This is a genomic window from Borrelia hispanica CRI (assembly GCF_000500065.1).
GTDB classification, from domain to species: domain Bacteria; phylum Spirochaetota; class Spirochaetia; order Borreliales; family Borreliaceae; genus Borrelia; species Borrelia hispanica.
Window position 1 is genome coordinate 52,613 of sequence record NZ_AYOU01000159.1, and the last position, 20,493, is coordinate 73,105.

General features: G+C 26.0%; 18 protein-coding genes. 14 read left to right on the forward strand and 4 right to left on the reverse strand.

Annotated features, from left to right (window positions below; genetic code table 11):
• The first annotated feature begins 19 nt into the window (after positions 1 to 19).
• The 12 genes from U880_RS0106650 (at position 20) to U880_RS10355 (ending at position 13,178) form a co-directional block, all read left to right on the forward strand.
• Complete coding sequence (locus U880_RS0106650) at positions 20 to 814, forward strand: hypothetical protein (RefSeq protein WP_235048034.1); 795 nt, start codon at positions 20 to 22, stop codon at positions 812 to 814.
• 337 nt (positions 815 to 1,151) lie between these two features.
• Complete coding sequence (locus U880_RS0106655; protein ID WP_024655279.1) at positions 1,152 to 2,222, forward strand: hypothetical protein; 1,071 nt, start codon at positions 1,152 to 1,154, stop codon at positions 2,220 to 2,222.
• A gap of 236 nt (positions 2,223 to 2,458) precedes the next feature.
• Positions 2,459 to 3,199, forward strand: a complete 741-nt coding sequence (locus tag U880_RS0106660) for a hypothetical protein (protein WP_024655280.1) — start codon at positions 2,459 to 2,461, stop codon at positions 3,197 to 3,199.
• Between the two features lie 233 nt (positions 3,200 to 3,432).
• Positions 3,433 to 4,317, forward strand: coding sequence for a hypothetical protein (locus U880_RS0106665; protein WP_024655281.1), 885 nt, complete (start codon positions 3,433 to 3,435; stop codon positions 4,315 to 4,317).
• A gap of 202 nt (positions 4,318 to 4,519) precedes the next feature.
• Positions 4,520 to 5,563, forward strand: coding sequence for a hypothetical protein (locus U880_RS0106670; RefSeq protein WP_024655282.1), 1,044 nt, complete (start codon positions 4,520 to 4,522; stop codon positions 5,561 to 5,563).
• Between the two features lie 884 nt (positions 5,564 to 6,447).
• A complete protein-coding gene (locus tag U880_RS0106680) occupies positions 6,448 to 7,224 on the forward strand; it encodes a hypothetical protein (protein ID WP_024655284.1) in 777 nt (258 codons plus the stop codon).
• A 30-nt stretch (positions 7,225 to 7,254) separates the two neighbouring features.
• Positions 7,255 to 8,016, forward strand: a complete 762-nt coding sequence (locus tag U880_RS0106685; protein ID WP_235048035.1) for a hypothetical protein — start codon at positions 7,255 to 7,257, stop codon at positions 8,014 to 8,016.
• Between the two features lie 27 nt (positions 8,017 to 8,043).
• On the forward strand, positions 8,044 to 8,832 hold the full coding sequence (locus U880_RS0106690; protein ID WP_024655286.1) for a hypothetical protein: 789 nt from the start codon (positions 8,044 to 8,046) through the stop codon (positions 8,830 to 8,832).
• A gap of 138 nt (positions 8,833 to 8,970) precedes the next feature.
• Positions 8,971 to 9,780 carry a hypothetical protein gene (locus U880_RS0106695; protein WP_024655287.1) on the forward strand — a complete coding sequence of 270 codons (810 nt, stop codon included), beginning with the start codon at positions 8,971 to 8,973 and terminating at the stop codon, positions 9,778 to 9,780.
• Positions 9,781 to 10,033: 253 nt separating this feature from the next.
• On the forward strand, positions 10,034 to 10,861 hold the full coding sequence (locus U880_RS0106700; RefSeq protein WP_235048036.1) for a complement regulator-acquiring protein: 828 nt from the start codon (positions 10,034 to 10,036) through the stop codon (positions 10,859 to 10,861).
• 166 nt (positions 10,862 to 11,027) lie between these two features.
• On the forward strand, positions 11,028 to 11,918 hold the full coding sequence (locus U880_RS10350; protein ID WP_038359582.1) for a hypothetical protein: 891 nt from the start codon (positions 11,028 to 11,030) through the stop codon (positions 11,916 to 11,918).
• A gap of 342 nt (positions 11,919 to 12,260) precedes the next feature.
• Entirely contained in the window at positions 12,261 to 13,178 is a 918-nt protein-coding gene (locus U880_RS10355) for a hypothetical protein (protein ID WP_024655289.1), read from the forward strand.
• Positions 13,179 to 13,397: 219 nt separating this feature from the next.
• On the opposite strand, the gene U880_RS0106715 is transcribed toward U880_RS10355, so the two are convergent.
• The 4 genes from U880_RS0106715 to U880_RS0106730 form a co-directional block, all read right to left on the reverse strand.
• Positions 13,398 to 14,273, reverse strand: coding sequence for a hypothetical protein (locus U880_RS0106715; RefSeq protein ID WP_024655290.1), 876 nt, complete (start codon positions 14,271 to 14,273; stop codon positions 13,398 to 13,400).
• A 280-nt stretch (positions 14,274 to 14,553) separates the two neighbouring features.
• On the reverse strand, positions 14,554 to 15,354 hold the full coding sequence (locus U880_RS0106720) for a hypothetical protein (RefSeq protein WP_024655291.1): 801 nt from the start codon (positions 15,352 to 15,354) through the stop codon (positions 14,554 to 14,556).
• Between the two features lie 204 nt (positions 15,355 to 15,558).
• Positions 15,559 to 16,362: a hypothetical protein gene (locus tag U880_RS0106725; RefSeq protein WP_024655292.1), complete on the reverse strand. Its 804-nt coding sequence runs from the start codon at positions 16,360 to 16,362 to the stop codon at positions 15,559 to 15,561.
• Between the two features lie 479 nt (positions 16,363 to 16,841).
• On the reverse strand, positions 16,842 to 17,654 hold the full coding sequence (locus tag U880_RS0106730; protein ID WP_024655293.1) for a hypothetical protein: 813 nt from the start codon (positions 17,652 to 17,654) through the stop codon (positions 16,842 to 16,844).
• Between the two features lie 356 nt (positions 17,655 to 18,010).
• Here U880_RS0106730 and U880_RS0106735 point away from each other — a divergent pair, with 356 nt between their 5' ends.
• The gene (locus tag U880_RS0106735; RefSeq protein WP_024655294.1) at positions 18,011 to 18,949 is read left to right on the forward strand and encodes a hypothetical protein; all 939 of its coding nucleotides are present in this window, start codon (positions 18,011 to 18,013) and stop codon (positions 18,947 to 18,949) included.
• A 279-nt stretch (positions 18,950 to 19,228) separates the two neighbouring features.
• Positions 19,229 to 20,113 carry a hypothetical protein gene (locus U880_RS0106740; protein WP_024655295.1) on the forward strand — a complete coding sequence of 295 codons (885 nt, stop codon included), beginning with the start codon at positions 19,229 to 19,231 and terminating at the stop codon, positions 20,111 to 20,113.
• Positions 20,114 to 20,493: the final 380 nt, after the last annotated feature.

Sequence of the window (20,493 nt, forward strand, 5' to 3'; positions counted from 1 at the left end):
TATGAAAAAGGGAATATTTATGAGAAGAATTAATATTATATTATGTATATTATTCATCTTATCTTGTAGTGAAAAGAATGTTGATAAGTCAAGTGAAAATGTGAAAGATTCAGATGATAAAGATGTATGTGCTAATTTATCATTTATAAGGCTTGTAGCCATTGAGCCTCGTTATGTGACTTTTTATAAGATTCATAGGTTAGTCAAAGAGTATAGAGATAAACTTCATGGTAGGACATTTAAATTAAAAGAGGGCGAGTCTAAGCCTGAATTTAAGTTTCCCTTATCAAAGATATTTCCAGTCTATAGTGATGCAAATTTTATTTTTGAAAGTTTAAACTATAATGTTAAAGCGATTTATGGTTTGGAATATGTGTTTCATGCATTAATATTGCCGACCTATAGTAGTATTTTGGGAGATGTGTCGCGTTTGTCTATTTTTTTATCTTATTTAGACGAGAATTCAAAAGTTTTAAAAAGGCTTGTTAATGATGATTTTAATGATGAAACTTTAGAGCGACTTAAGACCACGAAGACAGATAGAGAGCTTGCTTTAATTTATTATTATTTAGTTGGTTTTATAAATAAAAAAGCAAGTTTGGATCGCAATCTTGAAACGATATTAGTTAAGTTGGTAACTGAAGGTGCTGGTAGAGAGGCTGTGTTGCAAATTTTTAATAATAGTATTGTGAATATTTTTTCAAAATTGCCTGAAGGAGAATTAGTGGTAAGCATACCAAATACTAGACTTATTAGAGATTTTGAAGACCTAAAAAGTGGACCATTAACTATAATTAAATGTTTGATTAAATAAATATGATGTACTCTTTACTACAGGTATTTTCTTTAATTATCAAACTTATTTAATAACATTTGAAATTTTATAATAATAAGTAATCTTTAAGTATTTTGACATGAGAGAGACTATTTTTTGTTTACATGTTGATTAATATTTTAGTTTTTATTTGTCTTAATATTATTAACTTAGAGTGATTTTGATTCATTTGATAAGAATGTTTGAAAGTTGTGATGCGATTTATAACATTTTCTTGAATAAATATAATTATATTATATAATAATAAGTATTAAATTGTATTGATATGATTAAATATTGAATTTAAAAATATGTAATCTTAAGGAAGGAGAAGTATATGAAAGTATTAGGTTTAATATTTTATTTGTTGTGTGTAATATATATGAGTTCTTGTAGATATTGGCCTTTAGAGGAGAGAATGGCGAGAGACTTTAACCAAAAAGATGAGGTTGGTGGTACACGTAATTTAAGAAATTTGGGTAAATTAAATCAGTCAGCAGTGACAAATCTGTCATTTATAGATTCAGATTTATGGGATGAAATCTTTAATTATCCGGAAGATAGTGTTAAGAATAGTGATTATGGGGAGCAAATAGTATTTCCAGAAAATGAATTTGATTTTCCGTTAGATGTAGAAAAACAACAGAGAATAGATGATTTTCAAGTCAATGATGCTAGAGAGGAGACTAATGATAGAGATGAAATTGATAAAGATAATTTAGAGAAGAGAGACAGGGGTTCTGGAAGTAAAATTTTAGAAGGAAGGGAAGTTGAATTTAGAGATAATGTTGAGAATGATGATGGCGATTTGGGTGGTGAGAGAAAAGTTTATGATTATCTTTTGGAGAAAGTACAAACTTATAGTGCAAAGCTTTTAAATGAACGTGATCACTTTTATTTAACTAAATTATTCTCTAATATTCCTTTTGATAAAATCTCTTCAGATTTTAGTTCTGAGGAAAAGCAGGATAAAGTTTATGCAGGATTAGGATATAATGTTGGTCTTATTGAAAGATTGGGTACTTTATTTGATAAGTTATTGTTAACAAATATTTCTAATGGAATTTTAGAGGTCTTTGATGATGTGTTATCAGTTTTAACTGAACTATCACAATATCCCAAAGATTCTTTAGAGCTTTTAAATGAAGAAATTCTGGCAAATATTAGAGAACAAGATATTGACATTAAGCGTATTAGTGATGCTTTGGATAATATTGTTCAAGTAAAAGAAGAACTTGTTGAGGATATTAGGAATAATATAGAATCGTTGGGCTCTATTGATGATGAGAGTGAGATAATATCTTTATTAAAAGAGGATTTTGGAAGGGGTAAATATAAGCTGAAAATTAGTGCTTTAAGAGAGGTTGCTATGTTAATTTCAAATTTGGTTGTAAATATTAAACATTAAATGGGCTATAAGCCCATTTAATGTTTTTGTTTATTATTTTGTTATTTTATTATTTGCGGAATATTAAAAAATTTTCTTTAGTTTTTTGCATTAAAAGTTATAGTATTCCTTGAATTTTGATGAAATTATGCATAGATTAAATTATTACAATATTATATTGTATATAAATATATATTATATATCTTATTATATTGGTTACTATATAGTATATTAATTGTAATAGGGAGAAGAAACGTATGAAATTATTTGGTTTATTGACAGGGACTCTGGTTTATAGTGTGGGAAGTATTGCAAAAAATCGACCTGTTAGAAAGGTATTTGATTTAAAACGTAATACAAGTAGTGGTAATGTACGTGTGCAAGGGTCTTTTAATATTAGTGATAAAGAGCAGATTTTTTATACTCTAAAGACAAGAGTGATTGCTTACAGAGAAGAAATTAATGGTTTACATTCGCAATTTAATTTAAGTGAATTGTTGTTAAATATTCCTTTTAAAAAAATCTCACCAGATTTTGCCGATTCGGATAAGCAGTATAAAATTTATTCTAGTTTGGGATATGATATTGAGATTATTAAACAATTAGGAAATGTATTAAATAAGCTTGATTTTAATAGTCCGCATTTCATTAATATTGATGCTGATGTTGCTTATAAATTATTAAGCTTTTTAAGTAATATTACAGATTATGCTAAAACACTTGTTAATTATTATTTAAGTGATGAAACTTTACTCCATATTAAATCTAGCAAAGATAAATCGCGAATTACTGAGATTTATAATCATTTGGAAGACTTTATTACTTTAAGGGAAAATTGTATGTCTAAAATTAAGTTACAAGTAGCATACTTAGAATCAAAAATTACTAGAGAGTCCGTATTGACAGGGATGAAGGAAATGGTTGCTTATGAGGGTGAAATTGGGCAGGATATAAATTTAATGAGTAATATTGCAATTACAATTTGGAGTCTTAGTTAAAACGTTGGTTTATTGATGTTTAAAATTAAAATTTATTAAATATAATTTATATGTAAATGAATAGTGTGTATATAATAAAGTTTATTTATTATTCTATTAATTTTTAATTTTGTTTATTATTATTTAATAATCTCATACTTATTATTTTTTTGTAATATATGTTATATTATAAATGATGCTATATTATATTAATTACAATATGATAATAAGCTTAAATAAAAGGGGGGTGATTTATGAGAGTAATGGGAATGTATTTTTTGTTTTGCTTGATTATGATATCTTGTAGTAACGATCTTTTAGAGGATTTAAGAAAAAACCCGAAGTTGGAGGGGCAATTGAATGTTGGAGGTAGAGCTGTTTATGTTTTGGGGAAATTGGATAATAGGGGTAGTGTTGGTAAAGCAGGTAGTACAGTTGATGGGTCAACAAATGGTGGCAGTCCTGGTCCAGTGGAAGTGACGATTAATGGTTCAGAACAAGGCTTAATGGATGAGCTTTATAATATGCTTTTAAATAAAACGGCGGGTTATAAAGCTAAACTTGTAGATGAGGCTTCTCAAAGTAATATGTCTCGTAATCCATATAATATTCCTTTTAGTAAAATAGATTTACGATATGATGATTTAAAACGACAATCAGATTTTTATGCTGGATTAGGATATGATGTTCAGGCTATTAATGATCTGAGTTTTATATTCAGTAATTTGAATTTAGAAAAAGAAATGCCCTCGGATGACAGATCTACTAAAGGTAAAAATGATGAGTGGATGCTTGCTTATAACTTGCTTGTTCTTGTGTGGCAAGTTGGGTATTATTCTGAAAAATTTATGAGTTATTTAGATAGTGCAAGCCTTAATAAATTTTATAGGGATAAAAATAAAGAAAAGCTTTTGTCAATTAGTAAGTGTTTCGATGAGTTTGTTAAAGTTAGATCTCATGCTGTAGAGACTATAAAAAAAGAATTGGCATTATTAAAATCATTAGTGAAGAGAGAAGAATTTTTAGATAGAATGAAAGCAACACTTGGTTTAGTTGACGGTTATGAGAACACTATTCAGTCAGTATCTTATGAAATCGTCTCATTAGAAGGACAATTATTAAGATTGAAGAATAGTTAAATTAAAGAAAAATCTTGAGATTTTTAATTGGAATCCCAAGATTTTTTTTAAATTTATAATTAAATCTCAAATAACAAAAAGTAAAAAAATATTAGCAAAATTTTCTTCTTTTTATATAAATCATTTAGTAAATATCATTATATTGCGTTATATTGAGTGGTAAATATTGGTTGGTGTAAACGCTAAGGGAAAGGAGAAGTTTATGCAAGGATTGGGTATAATTTTATATGCATTTGGTATGATATCTTGTAAGCAACTTAAATTGTCAGAAATTACCAGTTTTTTAGATATGCATCAATCAAAAGATAATTTAAAAAATTATTCACTTGAAAAAACACTTAATCAAACAGATTTAAAGGATCAAAAATCTTCAGTTTTGGGTGAAGTAAAACTTGAATCAAAAGAGATTGTATCAAAAGACAGCGATTCAACCAAAGTTATTGCAGAATCTCTAGATTTAAGTAAGAAGGTTTTAGAGAAGGATGTTTCAGATAAAAAAGTTGGGGATAGAGTGTTTGGAGATAATAAATCTGCAAACAATAAAAAGAGTGATGCTAAGAAACTTGAAAGTAAAAGTAAGTTTAGATCAAATTTAAAGATTGATGGAAAAGTAAAGTTATTAATTCCTAAAAAAACAGCACAAGAAGTGTATGCTGCATTTGAATCTAGAGTATTAAAGTATAAATCAAAACTTATACATGAACGCAGACGATTTAATCCAAGGCATTATTCGTTAAGTATTCCTTTTAAAAAGGTGTCACCAATTTTTACTTCTGCAGAGCAACAAGCAGATATTTATGCTGCTTTGGGGAGTGATGTTAAAGTTATTACGGGACTAGAGAGAATATTAAATAATTTGGATTTAAAAGATCCTGCTCTTTATTCTTATGGTGATACAAAAGTTGCAGCTCATTTATTTAATCTATTATTAAATATTTCAAATTATACAAGAAAACTTGTCAATAATCATTTAAATACTGCAAATTTAGATCGAATTAAGAATAGTAAGAGCGTGGAAGATATAATTGCACTTAATGATCTCTTAGAAAAATTTATGATAGAGAGAGACAATGCAGTAAAGATAATTCAAGAACAAATACTCTCATTAGCATCGAAAGATAAAAAAGAAGTGTTGAGTGGGTTAAAACAAACTATTGGGCTTGAGAATAATTCTAGTAGAGAGATTCAGCATGCATCTTATTCTATTATAGGAATGGTGACTCGCATAGCATATTTAGTAAAATAATTTTTCAATATCCTATATAAATAATGGCTACTTCTAATTTAGAGGTAGCTATTATTTAATTAAGTTTATGAGTAATTTTTATTTATTAAAATTTACAATTAATTATATTTTTTAAAATAAGTATCCTGTTGTTTGTTTTTTTGATATATATTGTCTTTTGTATTAGATTAATATCTATAAAATTTATTTTTTTAAAGTTTAAATTGATTATTATTTGTGATAATACTTTATATTGTAATTAATATTAAAACTTATTAATTATTATAGTATTACTATTATTATTATTATCATGTAATTTTAAAAAAGGAGAATTGTGTGAAACAAATAGGTGTTTTGTTATTTATAATATGTGTACTGTATGTGTTATGTATACTCAGTATTTTGTCTTGTAAGCAGGATATTGCTGAGAACTTGCAACAAGATGACATATTGAGATTAAACAAAATTAATTTAAATTCAACTAACAATAAAAGGCACTCTTATTGGCTATCTTGAAATTAAAATATAAGACATTTATTTAAATATTATAAAGTTTGAAATTCTATTTTGATTTCTATTTTGAGTATATCTATTAATATTTTATTTGTTTATATTGAGAGTCTGATATTAAAGATAGGCTAATTGATCATTATGTATATTAATGTAATATATCCCAATTAATTGATTAATCAATTAATTGGGTATTTTAATATTGATTATAGTAAGAAATATGCATAAATATCATTTAATATATTGTTTTAATTATTTTGATAATTTGTGTTATAATGATTATAAACTAATACTTCTTATTGTTTTAAACTGATTATACTTAGATAATAAGTATTGATATATTAATGTTCTATTAATGTATTTTTAGTTATATAGGAGAAGTGAGGAGTGGTTGAATGAAATTTATATGTATGATAATGAGTATTACATTTGGTGTTTTGTTATTTATGGGTTGTGATGCTACAGGCCCTTCAGGTCCAATGGGGCTTGCAGGAGGTGATGGGGTTGATGGGAAACCGGGTAAGGCTGGACGAGGTGATCTTGCGATTTTGTATATGAATTTTTTTAATCTGAGTAGGTCATATAATGCTAATAAAGAAAAATTTGATCCTGCAGTTAATAATTTTGATGCTGAAGCTTTTTTTTCTCATAGTGTATTTGAAGATAAATTTTCGGATAGTAATGTTGAGAAAAGACATGATTTTTATGCTAGCTTAAAATATAACATTGAGGATATTAAGGTAGTAGAAAAAGTTGTAGAGATATTGGTGAGTAGTAAGGATGAAATAATTAGTAGTAATGCTTTACATCTATTGAATGTTTTAGTTGATAGTGCTCAATATGTAAAATCAGTTTTGTCTGCATTGGAACTTAATTTGGGTGTATTAAATGAAATCGATGATGTTGCAGGTATTAGCGACCTTAATATTATGTTAATGATGATGTGGACGGGGAGAGAAAAGGTAATAGATGATATTAGATTTTTGTTTAGTATGTTAAAGGGACATATCAGTGTTGAAAATCCAAATATGCGTAATATTATGGATTCATTAAATGTAATTATTACTAAATCAGGAAATATTTATAAACAAGTTAATTTAGGTTTTGATAGTTTGGCTAGTTTAAAAGATGCAATTTTAAATAAAATAAGAAATTTAACACTAAGAGTTTAGTTTTTATAGATTCTTAAAATGGGAGTTTTGATGAAAAGAATGTATGTATTAATATGTGTTGTAAATTTTTTAGTGATATTGGGATGTGTTGGGCCTACTGGGATACAGGGTCTTAGGGGTCCTGATGGAAGAGATGGAGAGAAGGGACAGGATTATCATGGTGATGTTGAATTGTTAATGTCAACCTTTTTAATCCTTAAGAGTTCTTATAATTATAATCTTGGTGATGTTGCAAAAATTAAAGATTCTATTGAAAAGTCTTCTATATTTTCACATGTTGTATTTGAGGATAAATTTCAATCAGATAAAAATAAAGATTATATTTGTATTGCAGTAAAGAGTAATGAATTAGTTTTTGAGGATGTATTGAAGATTTTACGATTATTAGTAGGAGGTCGTAGTTCTACTTCTCAAGATCATAATGTTGCTAAAAAATTTTTGAATGTTCTAATAGATAGTGCCAGCTATATTGATGAGGTTATAAACTTAGATTTATTTACCCCTGATTTTAACTTAGATAGGTTGCGCAATTTTGACAAGTCTATTGTTTTTGAACTTAATTTTCTTTTGATAGGAATGTTAGACTTAAGAGAAAGTATTGTTAATGATATTAAAATATTACTTAAAAATCCAAATATTTCAAAATTGGGTTCATCAAGTCCTTCAAATCTTAAAGTTGAGTTAGCCCCGATTATTGATATTGGTGGTGATATTTATGAAAAAATTTATGGAAATAATTATAGCTTGCAAAGTTTGAAAGATCAAATTATTAAAATCAATACCAGTGTCTAGTATGTTGAGGATGTAAAAGGGGTTTTTATGAAAAAAATGTATGCAGTAATTTTTATTTTAATGTTGTTAGTATTTGGATGTAAAACAGGAGAACGTGGTATAGCTGGATTTCTGGGTCATCATGGTAAAGATGGACTTAGTGGTCATGATGGAAGGAGTGATGTTGAGTTGCTTAAAGCAAATTACTTCAAATTTAAAAGAATGTGTCATGCCAATTATGAGTCATTTAAGTTACAAAAGAAAGATTTTGATAAAGAAATTCCATTTGACAATATTATATTTGATAATGAATTTAAAACTGACAGCCAAAGAAATAGTATTTATGCTAGTTTAGATTATAATGTTGAAGATATTGAGATTTTAAAAAATCTAATAGCTAGATTATTGGAATTTATTGATGAGGATAAGAAACAAAATATTAAAGCTTTATTATTTTCTTTAAGAGATATTGACCAATATGTTTCTGATGTTATAACAGCAAGTGATGTTGTTATTAATGATTTTAATCTTGCTAATATTAAGAAAGGGAATAATATGGATATTGTTAGTTCACTTAATGCTATGTTTAGTGAACTATCATATAGAAGGACAAGTGTAATTAAAGATATTAGAAATATTTTTAGTCGCGTAAAAAAATTTATGGAAGTTGCTTCTGCTGATCGTATATCAAGTATTAATGGTAATATAAGGACCATTGGTTCGAATACAGGAATTATTTATAAAAAAATTCATGTGGGTGATGAGAGTCTTTTAGGGCTAAGAAATGATATTATAAAAGAATTGGAGGAATTAAAAAGAACATTATGGTTAAAATGAATTTTAATTATAGTAAATTGTTATTCTTTGATTCTAGATGTATTTATATATTTGGTATATTCTCTTTAGAAGTAGTATAATTACATTTAGTGGCTTTTCTATATGAGTTATACGAAATGCTGAGAAGGAGGGTATTTAATGATAAAGATTTACGTATTAATTTTTATGTTTTATGCCCTAGATTTATTTTTGGCGTGTAGGGTACATAATGATTCGTCGGATGATGTTGTTGTGATGAATTTTGATGATTTATCACAAATTGGCAGCACGTCAGCTCCATCACAATTACCTCCGATTAGAGATAAATATCCTCAAGCAAATGTGGCTTATGATAAATTAATGAAAAGTTTATATGCTCTTAAGGCTTCTTATAGTGAAAATCGTGATGCTTTTTTGCCAGTTAAATTGCAATTTGACAATGGTATTTTTGGCAGACATAATATGGATTTTAGTGGTGATGAGTCAAAAGATGATGTTTATAGTAGTTTAAAGTATGATTCTTTGAGTATTGCAAATTTGAAAAAAGTGATAGAAACTTTAATATCTGCTAATCATGAAGATATTGTTTTAATGTTGTTGTACCGCTTGAGAGCTAGTTCTATCTATATAAGAGAAGTTATAGATGAAAATTATGGAATTTTTAGTCAGGATAATTTGAGTATGATGCGATGTAGTAATAATATAGCAGGTATTAATTTAATTAAGTCTTATTTGGATGAAATGCTGAAACTGCGAAATACTATTGTGAACGAAATTAAAAATATGCTAGATGGTGCAGTAGATGTTATAAATGATAATGATAAATTTTTACTTAAGTTAAATTTAGTTACTGATTCTCAAGGATATATTAGAGAAATGATTAATGGTTTAAAAAGTCTTAGATATTTAAGAATTGAAGTTGAAAAAGAACTTGATAATTTAAAATTGTATTTATTAATGTCAAAATAATTATTTTTTTTAATGTTTTTTTAAAGTTATGTATTTGATATTACTCTTTTAGTTAAAAGAGATTAACGCCTTTAATTAAATTAAAAATATTTATTATTATTAATTTAATCTTTATTAATTAATAATAATGAAATATAATGTTTCAATGTATTTCATTACATATGTCATGGCATTGTTTTGTAGTATTTCTATATTAAAAGGAGCTATTTTGATGAAAATAATATGTCGAATATTTTGTATTTTGAGTTGCTTTATGATAATAGGGTGTTCATTTGATGGGCAGTTATCACGTGATGCAAGTGGTGAAATTTACCCATATTTGAGGTATGCTAAGGGTAATAAGGGATCTGGTGCTTTATCAAGTTTTGGTGTAGATATAATATTGCAAAAGCAAGGCAATAAAGGTTCTCTAGCTTATTCTAACTTACTTCAAAGCATTAACAATATCAAAAAGACATTAAAGTTTGATTGTGTGGAGTTTGATGAATCTCAGTTTGATGATATGTTTCAAGTTTGTTCTTCGTATAGTGATAAAATTAAGTATGATCTAAAAGTTAAAAGAGAAATTTATGCTAGTTTAAATTATGATGTTAATTCTTTAAATAATTTAAAGACAATAGTAAAAAGTTTGGTAAAGTCGGGTGAAAAGAATGGTTGTGATTTAGTTGTTACTTTACTTAGGTACTTAAGTTTTAGTACTCAATATGTAAGTGAAATTGTAGATGAGAAAGGGTTTATTTTCAATGTAGCTAATCTAAATATATTGAAAAGTAGAAATAATTTAGATGGTTTAAGAGATCTTAAATCTAAATTGGATACTGTTTTGTTGCAACATAATGCTTTAGTAAATAAATTAAATGCAATTTTGCAACGTTCAGTGGGAATATATTCTGATGCAGCAGATCCTCAGAGTAAGGCTAGCGCGATAAGCATTTATCTTAGCAATATGATTAGTAGGGATAGTGATATTTATACTAGGATTTTTGATCCTGTTGATTCTACAGCTGCTACTGGTGATAGATTAAGTTTACAAAGCTTAAAAGCTGTAATTATGAATAAAGTGAATGAATTGATCAAATAGTTTTATATGTATTTTCTTTACTAATTTAATGTTTAAGTATTTATTGTGTTTATATAAGATTAGTGGGTGTTATTTTGAATGTTAATTTTTTGTTATTAATTTTTTAGTTTTGTTATTCTTGAGTAGAGAGATGTTATAATTAACTAAGCTTTAATAAGGGGAATATATGTCAAGAATAGGTATGGGAGTATTTATAATTGTTGCTTTAAATTTGTTCATTAGTTGTTCAGCTGTTAGAAAAGATAATTTTGGTGATGTACATAAAGTTGTTCTTTCAAAACATTTAGATAATTTTGATCTACTAAATTTAGATTCATATACAACAGAAGGTTTAGATCTATATAGAGATCTTCCAGTACCAATAACACCTTATGAATCATTAAAAAGAAAAGTTCAAGAATTTAGGATTTCATTAGATGTTGGTTCTAAAGGTTTTGATAAATCCAAATTTGATGGCATGTTTAATGGTTTTAATAATTATTTTAAAGATGATTATTCTAGAAATTGTGTTTATATTGCTATGAAATATAATGTGGCATATCTTGACAAAGTAAAGAGGATTGTAGATAAATTGGTGTCTTTTAAGATTGATGATCCTAAAATGGTTTTTAAATATCAAAATACAGCTTTGGATTTTTTAATAGTTTTACAAGATATTGGGATATGTGCTTTGGATGTTGTAGAAGAGAATGGTGAAATTTTGAGTAACTCTAATTTAGATATGTTGCAGGAGGATAATGACTTAGATTCTATTAATTCTATTAGTGTTGCTTTAGATAACTTGTTTAAACAAAAGGAATATGTTTTTAATTTATTGATAGATAATATAGAAAATATCGTGAATTTAAAAAAAATTGCCTCCATTAAATATGAATTGGATCTTATTACTGGTAATAATGGAGATATTTTTAATAAAGTTGAGCATAAGAGTGGTTTGTTGGGTTTTAAAGAAATAATTAAAGAAAAAATTGTTGATCTGAAGGAGCAAAGAGCTCGTAAGGCCCGTATTTATTCAAAATTAAAAGGAGATTCAGATAAACAAAAATCAAAGAAATAAAATTAATAATATAAAAAGTAATTAATTAAAAGGTTGATCTGTAAATTATTTATTTCATATACATATATCATTAATATGTATACAATCTTTATTAATTCTTTTATATCTTTATTGTCAATATATTAACTTACGTTGTAGGTAAGTTGATATGTTTTAATAGTTTTATTTTTATGAAAAATTTTTTTGATTTTTTGATTATTTTTTAATTTTTATTAAATTTTATTAAAATATTAAAAAATAATATAATAAAATAAACAATTTATATTATTATTGTGGTTTATTACATCGAGAGTAAAGGTTAATAAACATAAAAAATATATTATGTATATAGGAGTATATTTAATGAATTTAATATATAAAATAATATTTATAGTAAGTGTGTTATTTGTATGTTCTTGTAAACAGAATGGTGAACAACCTGAAGAAGTTATTAATCAGAATGGTAAAGGACCTCAAGAAGTTATTAATCAGAATGGTAAAGGACCTGAAGAAGTTATTAATCAGAATGGTGAAGGACCTCAAGAAGTTATTAATCAGAATGGTAAAGGACCTGAAGAAGTTATTAATCAGAATGGTGAACAACCTAATCAAGCTATAAGTGGTGATTTTACGGAAGCTTATGTTGTATTGCTTACTAGTTATAATAGATTTAAAAGTTTAATTGATAGGCCAAAAGGATTTAGTCATTCCTTTTTTTATGATATGAAGAAATTATTTGGTGCTGATGTTGAACAATATGCTCAAAATAATTTTTATGCTAGTTTAGGGTTTGATGCTGTTGCTATTGATAATTTAAAACATATAATAACTACTTTTAATCTTAATAAATATTATTATGATACAGAGGTTGGTAATTCGTTTGTTCATAGGTTAAGACAGTTTAGTCTAAAGCTTATTGTTCCGATTGATAAATTGCTTCAGGAAAATAATAATATAGGTGTTCTTAAGGATAGTAGTAATATGGAAGGTTTAAAGGGGCTTGCTGTGATGTTAGATGATGTGTGTGTCAAATGGGGTATGTTTGTAGAGCAAGTAAAAAATACAATCAATGAAGCAGCAAATTTAACCGTTAAAAATGATGTTATAAATAAATTAGAAATTTTGAATAAGTTGGAGATTGATAATCCTAATCAAAAATGTGTTGATGCTCAAGGTATTAATAATAATAAGCTTTGTGATCTTAAGCATGAATTGTTGCGGTTGTTTATTCCTATTAAAGACAAGGTATTAGAGTTGGTAAGGGCTGTAGGTAAGGAGTAGGGATTTGATATCTTTTGATGTTATTGATAAAAAAATTAATAATTAAATAGAGAAAGATTAATTATTAGTTAAGTCCACAAATATGTGGACTTTTTTATTTTTCGAATTGTTTGTGACTTGTTGCTTTTATGCATACCACATTAACTATGTTAAGTTTGTTAATATTAATAACTTAGATGCAATATGCATATGAGCTCAGAAGCACATTGAATATAAAACTTATGGTGCTGGATTTATTTCGTTAAGTAATTCTTGCACTTGATTTATCACTTGAGAACATAATCTCTTAAATTGATTTTTTAGTTCGCAAAGTTTAGGATCACTGTTTTCCTGGTCACTGCATACTTGATCGTCTTTAAGAGTCTCTAGTGTGAGGAGTGGTTTTAATTCCTCAATAATATTATCTTTGCTGTTCTGTTGTGCAGCCTTCTCAATTATGTTTTGTATTGATTTCACAATTTTTTGCCATTGTGAATGCATATCATCTAACATCTTTTTAAGCGAGTTAATACCTTGTATATTTTGGCTTTGTTTTAGTTGTGCTAATTTACCCTTTCCAAATTCCTTGTCATCTTTTAATATTATATTAATAGAATGTTTTGCAATATCACTTAATTTATAAATTAAAGGCTTAGCGTTTTGTTCTTGCATATACTCCTCTTTATTGGTAATTGAAGAATGTAGTACTATTTTTTTTAAATTTTCTAAAGAATGAGTATTTCCAGATATGCTATAGGTAACTTTATCTTGAACATCTTGAATATGAACCTTGTGACTGTCCTTAGTAAATTTTTTGTTAATCTCATCAAATAGTGAAGATATATCAAATCCTTCGTCTTTATGATGATATAATTTTTCAAGCTCATTAAAGCTAGCAGTTAATGCATCATAAGCTACTTCTTCTGGTGTTTTGACTTGAGTTTCTGGTGTTTTGACTTGATCCGTTGGTATTTCTCCTTGATCTGTTGGTGTTGAGCTTGAGTGACTAAATGGAGCATTGTCTCTAGCATCATCTGTAGGTTGTTGCGTGTTTTGACTACAGCAATATATAAGAAATGCACTTAGTATAAATATTATTTTATATATTAATTTCATTAAATATCCTCCGTTATTTTTTAAAAATTGAATTTTTACATTATATATTGCAAAAGTATTACAAATATATAATTAACTGTATTATTTTACATTGTTAATAGTATATACATTATTGTAATAAAAATCAAAAAAAATATATTATTAATTAAGTTTAGTAATTAAAATAAACTATGTATTAAAATAGAAATTTTAATTTTTGGTGTTTAATTTGTATATTTGCTTTGTATATATTTATATGTATCAATATATATCCTAAATATTACAGTATTTAATTTATATCTTAAATTAAGCTTTTAATTTTATTTGTAGTTTTTAAATATGAATTTAAAAATTCATTCTTAAGATTACAAAGTTTATCATCATATTTGCATTGTTGGTTAGGATTATTTAAATCTAAATCGTAAAATTGTATTAATTTATGTATAACATTACTTTTTATGTTTAAATTTGCTGCTTCATTAATTATGTTTTTTACTTGCTCTACAAAAATATCCCATTTGACACATACATCATCTAACATCACAGCAAGCTCCTTTAAACCTTCTATATCTTTGCTATATTGAAGCTTAAGCATATTGGTATTTTTAAAAATACCATTGTTTATATCTATGGTATTAAAAATAATATTAAAAGCAAATAGACTTAATCTGTCAATCAATTTATCGCCAATCATTGAGGTATCATATTCTGCAGGAGTATTGAATTTCATTATTATTTTTTTTAAGTTATTAAGGGTATTAATATCTCCTTTAACCAAAGAATAAATAGGATTTTTATGATCTATATTATTGTAAGTAACATTAAATTTTTTATTAATATCAAAAAATAAAGGATCATGAAATTTTGTGGGCATGCAATTATATAGTGCTTTAAATTTATTAAGGCTTTTTATGAGTATGGCATATGCTGTCTCTTTTGTTAATTTGGGTATTTGCAACTTATTTTTATTTAAATTTCTTTTGTTGATTGAATTTGTTTTAATTGCTAAAGGAGTACTTGTATTTATCAGATCGTTACTTGTCTGTTTGCAACACAGTAATAATATATTTAAAATAAATATTAAAGAATATACTTTGAACATTAAATATCCTCCTCTAAATTATAATTTTAATACCATTAATTAAAATATCTTGATAATATAAATCCTTTATATTTTTATATTTATCTCAATATAATTATTTATCAATATCATATTTAGATAAATTAATTTATATGACAACTTTATTGACGATTTTGGTAAACTAAGCCCATATTTATGGGCTTAGTTTAATGATTGTTATATTAGTTACTGTATTTTTCCAGTTATCAATTCTGTAATTTTATTTTCAATCTTTGTAGACAATCCTATCAGTGTATTTTTAAGTTTACAAATTTCAGCATTATTGGTAGAACATGTTTCAGTTTCATAAGACTTTAACTCATTTAACATTTTGAGTTTATGTATAACATCTTGTTTATTGGTTAAATTTGCTGCATCGTTAATCGTCTTTTGAAGTAGGCTGACAAACATATTCCATTTTATATATGCATCATCTAACATTTTTGCAATTTTATTTAGACCTTCTAAATTTTTAGTGTTCTTAAGTATATTTATACGATTATTTCTGCTAAATGAATTATCAATTTTACGCATAATATTTATTATGAGATAACTTAAATTGCGGACTAATGATTCACCAATTGCTGGATTATGATAATCCTTCTTTGAACCAAAAGTAGTTATTATTTTTTTTAAATTATCAATAGTAGTAGTATCAAAATTTAGCGTATAGTACAAATTGTCATTAACACTGTGTTTATAGTCTGTATTAAAGAAACCTTCAATTTCTTCAATACAAGAACTATGAAATCCTTCTGGTTTTTTAAGTAAAGCTTGAATTTTATTATACTTTTCAAGTAATTGCTCATAAGCTTTATTTGGGATATTGTCAGTTTCTTCTAAATTTTGTGTTTCTTCATTTGTAGCAGTGTGACTAGGTGCAAAACTTTTGTTTTCATCTTGACTTTTAGGTTTCTCACCCTTATCTTGTTTGCAACAACATATAAGAAACGTACTTAGTACAAATATTGTTTTATATATTAGTTTCATTAAATATACTCCTTCATATTAAACATTTTTCTTAATATTTTAAATTGCAATTTCCATATCATACATCACAAAAGTATGATAATTCGTATCATTAATAATATTGTTATGTTAATGTTAATAATTAATATTTTTAAATTCCTTGTAACCTTTTTGTAAAATTACTCAGCATATCTATTGACTCTAAGTTCAAGCAAACTAACCTTTTAATGCCATTTTTCATGTTGGCAAATAATATCCAACATAAACATACTTAATTTATCACTTAACCATATAATCAATAGTTAACATATGATATCCTAAGTTAAAAATTAATGCAAAAAATTAAAAAAACATTATTAATAGATAATAAATAAATAATTTATTTGTTTTTAATGTTAGATTTTTTAAAGATATTAATTATATGATTCAAATCAGGCGACTTTTAATTTAACAATTTTGGCAAAAAAGAAACCCACATATTTGTGGGCTTTTAATTTTCATTAATTTTTTACCAGGCTTTCAATTTTGTTTTTAATATTTGTGGATAATTGTCCCATTTCATTTTTAAGTTCACAAACTTCATTATTAACGCCGTTTTCATTACATATTTGACTGAAATTAGCAAGATGTAAATCATTTAACAATTTTAATTTTCTTACAACATCATCTTTCTTATCTAATTTTGCTGCTTCGTTGATTGTAGTTTGAATCAGGCTTACAATTGTATCCCATTTTTCGTATAAATTATCCAACATATTCGTAAGCTCGTTTAAAGCTTTTACATCATTACTATTTTTAAGAATATTTATTTGATTGTTTTCTTTGAAAGCATTATCAATTGGACGAATAAGTTCTTTGGCAAAAAGACTTAATTGATGGACAGACGTAACATCAATTCCTGGAATATTAGGTCTTTTAGTTGGATTAAAAGTCGTTATCATCTTTTTTAAATTATTAATAGTAGTAATATCAAAACCTAAACTAGGGTAAAAATTATTTTTTATAAATACTTCATAATTTACTCCAAAGAAATTTCCAATTTCTGTAATAAAAGAACTATTGAATTCTTTTGGGGTATTAAGTAAAATTTGAAGTTCATTATAGTTTTCAATTAATGCATCATAAGCTTCTTCTGGTGTTTTTGGTATTTGTCTTTCTTTTTTTAATTTCATTTTTTCTTTCCATGCATCAGTATGCATAGATTTGTTGATGACGGTTTTAATGGTGCTTGCATGTTGTTCACCTTTGTCTTGTTTGCAACAACATATAAAAAATGTGCTTAGTATCAATATTGTTTTATATATTAATCTCATTAAACATACTCCTTTAGGTAAATATTTCTTTAATGTTGCTTAAAATTTTGATTTTTCATATTCATACCATACATTACCGAAATGTTGTAATTGCATTTTAATATTGTTAATTTCAATATTAAAAATCAAATAAATATAACAATAAATAATTTAATTTACCAATTAACCTATAATTAATAGTTGACATATGAGATCTTAAGTTAAAATTTAATGCAAGAAATTAGAAAAACATCATTAATTAATAATTTTAATAATTAATGTGTTGTTTCGTGATAATAGATGTAGAATGCATTACGTTTTATATGTCACCAAAATATTTTTAGTTGTGTGATATGAGAATATAAAGGAGGATATTAATGCAGCGAATTTACATTTTAGTATTTTTATTTGCTATGTTAATGTTATGTTGTAAACAATTGAGAAATGATGGACATAATATTAAAGGGACTGAAGAGAAGAAGAATAAATCGGGAAGTGTGTCAAATTTTCCATTCTCACCAGTTATATCAGATATAGGAACAGAAAAAACAGATGGTTTAAAACCAACAGGTGTCAAAGATTTTCAAGGAAATGGGGAGGATGGGCATGTTGAGGATGAAGGTACAGAAGATTCATTGAGGACAAAAGCTTATCTTGCATTAAGAACAAATTTATCTAAGCTTGTGGATTTATATTATTATAGACCCAGCGAATTTAGTGACTTTTTGTTTGAAAACATTAAGGCTAAATTTGGGATTGATGAGATGCAAGACTTTAGGGACAGTGTTTATGCTATGGTGAAGGGAGATGTTGCTGTTCTGAAGAATTTGGAAAAAATAGTAATGCATTCTTTTGGAAAAAATGAGGTAGTAAGTCAAGATTATCTTTTTGAGAGTAATGCTTATTTTTTGCTTTTTCATTTTAGTAAGATGGCAAATTATCTTTTGGGTATAGTTATGCATAAAAATGGTTATATTTTAAATAATGATAATTTGTTAAAACTTCAAGATAGTAAAGATGTAGAAGGTTTAAATGAACTTGCAAATATTTTAGAGCATATTTGTTTGAAATGGGAAAATATGGTGAGGTTAGTTCAAGGTATTATTAACGATGCTTCAAGATTTGCTACCAAAGATGAAATTATGGAAAAATTGAAACCAATTACTTATTTGGAGGTTATTAAATATAATCAGCATTGTGATTGTGATTTGCCAGATGATGATATGCATATTTGCAAACTAAAGAATAATTTAAGGGTATTATGCAGACAGCTTAAGGAGAAAATGAATAAGTTGATAAGATATAAAGATTACTAATAGGTTATTGGTGATTTTGGTATTTATATTTGGTATTTTTTTATTTTTGTGTAGAGAGAATGTGAGCTATTAATTGAATAATTATTAGGCTTATTAAAGGAGATGTTGACATTATTATTAATTTTTTTAATTAATTTAATAATATTATTGTTTTATCTTAAATAATGACTATATTGTATTGTAGTTTTTATTATATAAGCATGCTTTGTAGTATGTATTTTCAATATGGTATTGAATTTGTGATAAATGTGTTTTTAATTTAAGCATAGAGGAGAAAAGATGACAAAAGTGGGTGTGATTTTGTGTTTATTTGCTGTGTTATTTCTATGTTGTAGACACGGAAATATTATGGCAGAAGATTTAGAAGATTCAAATTTCGAAGAAACAAAAGAAAAAAAGAAAAATAAAAGAGGAAGGTTTGGTTATTATGATTTGAATTCTTTAGAGCAGGCTTATGATGAATTGAGTACAAGTTTAAATAATCTTCGAGCGTCATATTATTATAGAGATGATGGTTTTAATATATCTTTGTTTTCGGATATTGATGATGAATTTAGGATTAAAGATAATATATTCATTATGGATGACAATGTTTATGCTGTCTTACATGGGAATATTGATGTTGTTAAGAATTTAAAAAAGATAGTGATAGATGTTAATAAGGATCGATCTTCATATATGTACAACAAGTTCAATGGCCATTCTTTGGTTGCTAAACTGGATCATATTTCACAGTTTACCATTTTTGCTATTATGAAAGCATATTATGATGTTAAAGGTGGTCAGCTTTTAGGGAAGCTTGAATATAGTAAAGATATAGAAGGGCTTAGAGGAATTAAATTGATGATCGATGATTTTTGTGTTGAATGGGCAAAGTTTGTTGCAGAAGTTCAAAAAATAATAAATGATGTTGCAGTATTTGCTGAGGAATATATTAAGATCAAAAATAGTAGTCTTAAAGAGAATGATAAAATTTCTTATATGAAAAATATTGAAGATGGATTACGACCAATTGCTGTTTTAGATATAAGCAATTCTAATCAGGCATGTTCGGGTAGTTTGATTTGTAAAATTAAGAATGAGTTGGTGAGGTTAGCTACTCAAATTTTGGATAAAGGTGATAATTTATTGAATGCATTGCAACCAAAAAATCCAACACCATAAATGCTATATGTGTTGTTATATTTATTTAATTTTTGCTGATATCAGGATATAGTAATATTCATTCACTGAAAAACGAAGCCCATGTTTGGGTTTTGTTTTTTTATATGTTCTAAAGTGTGTGATATTGCAATTAAAAAACAGATAATAAATTTAAAGAATACTTGAGGTATTATTCTATTTGGTACATTAATCTTTGCAAGTTAAATATGAATGTCGTAGTTTATTAGAGGTCTATTTTAAAAAATCCAAAATCTTAATTTTTTATCATTATAATATAGTGTTCATTTATTCATTAGGATATGTATGTATACTTAACAAATTTTGCATATAAAGTCTGTATTGTGGATTTTACATTGTATAAACTCTTTTATTATTAAAAT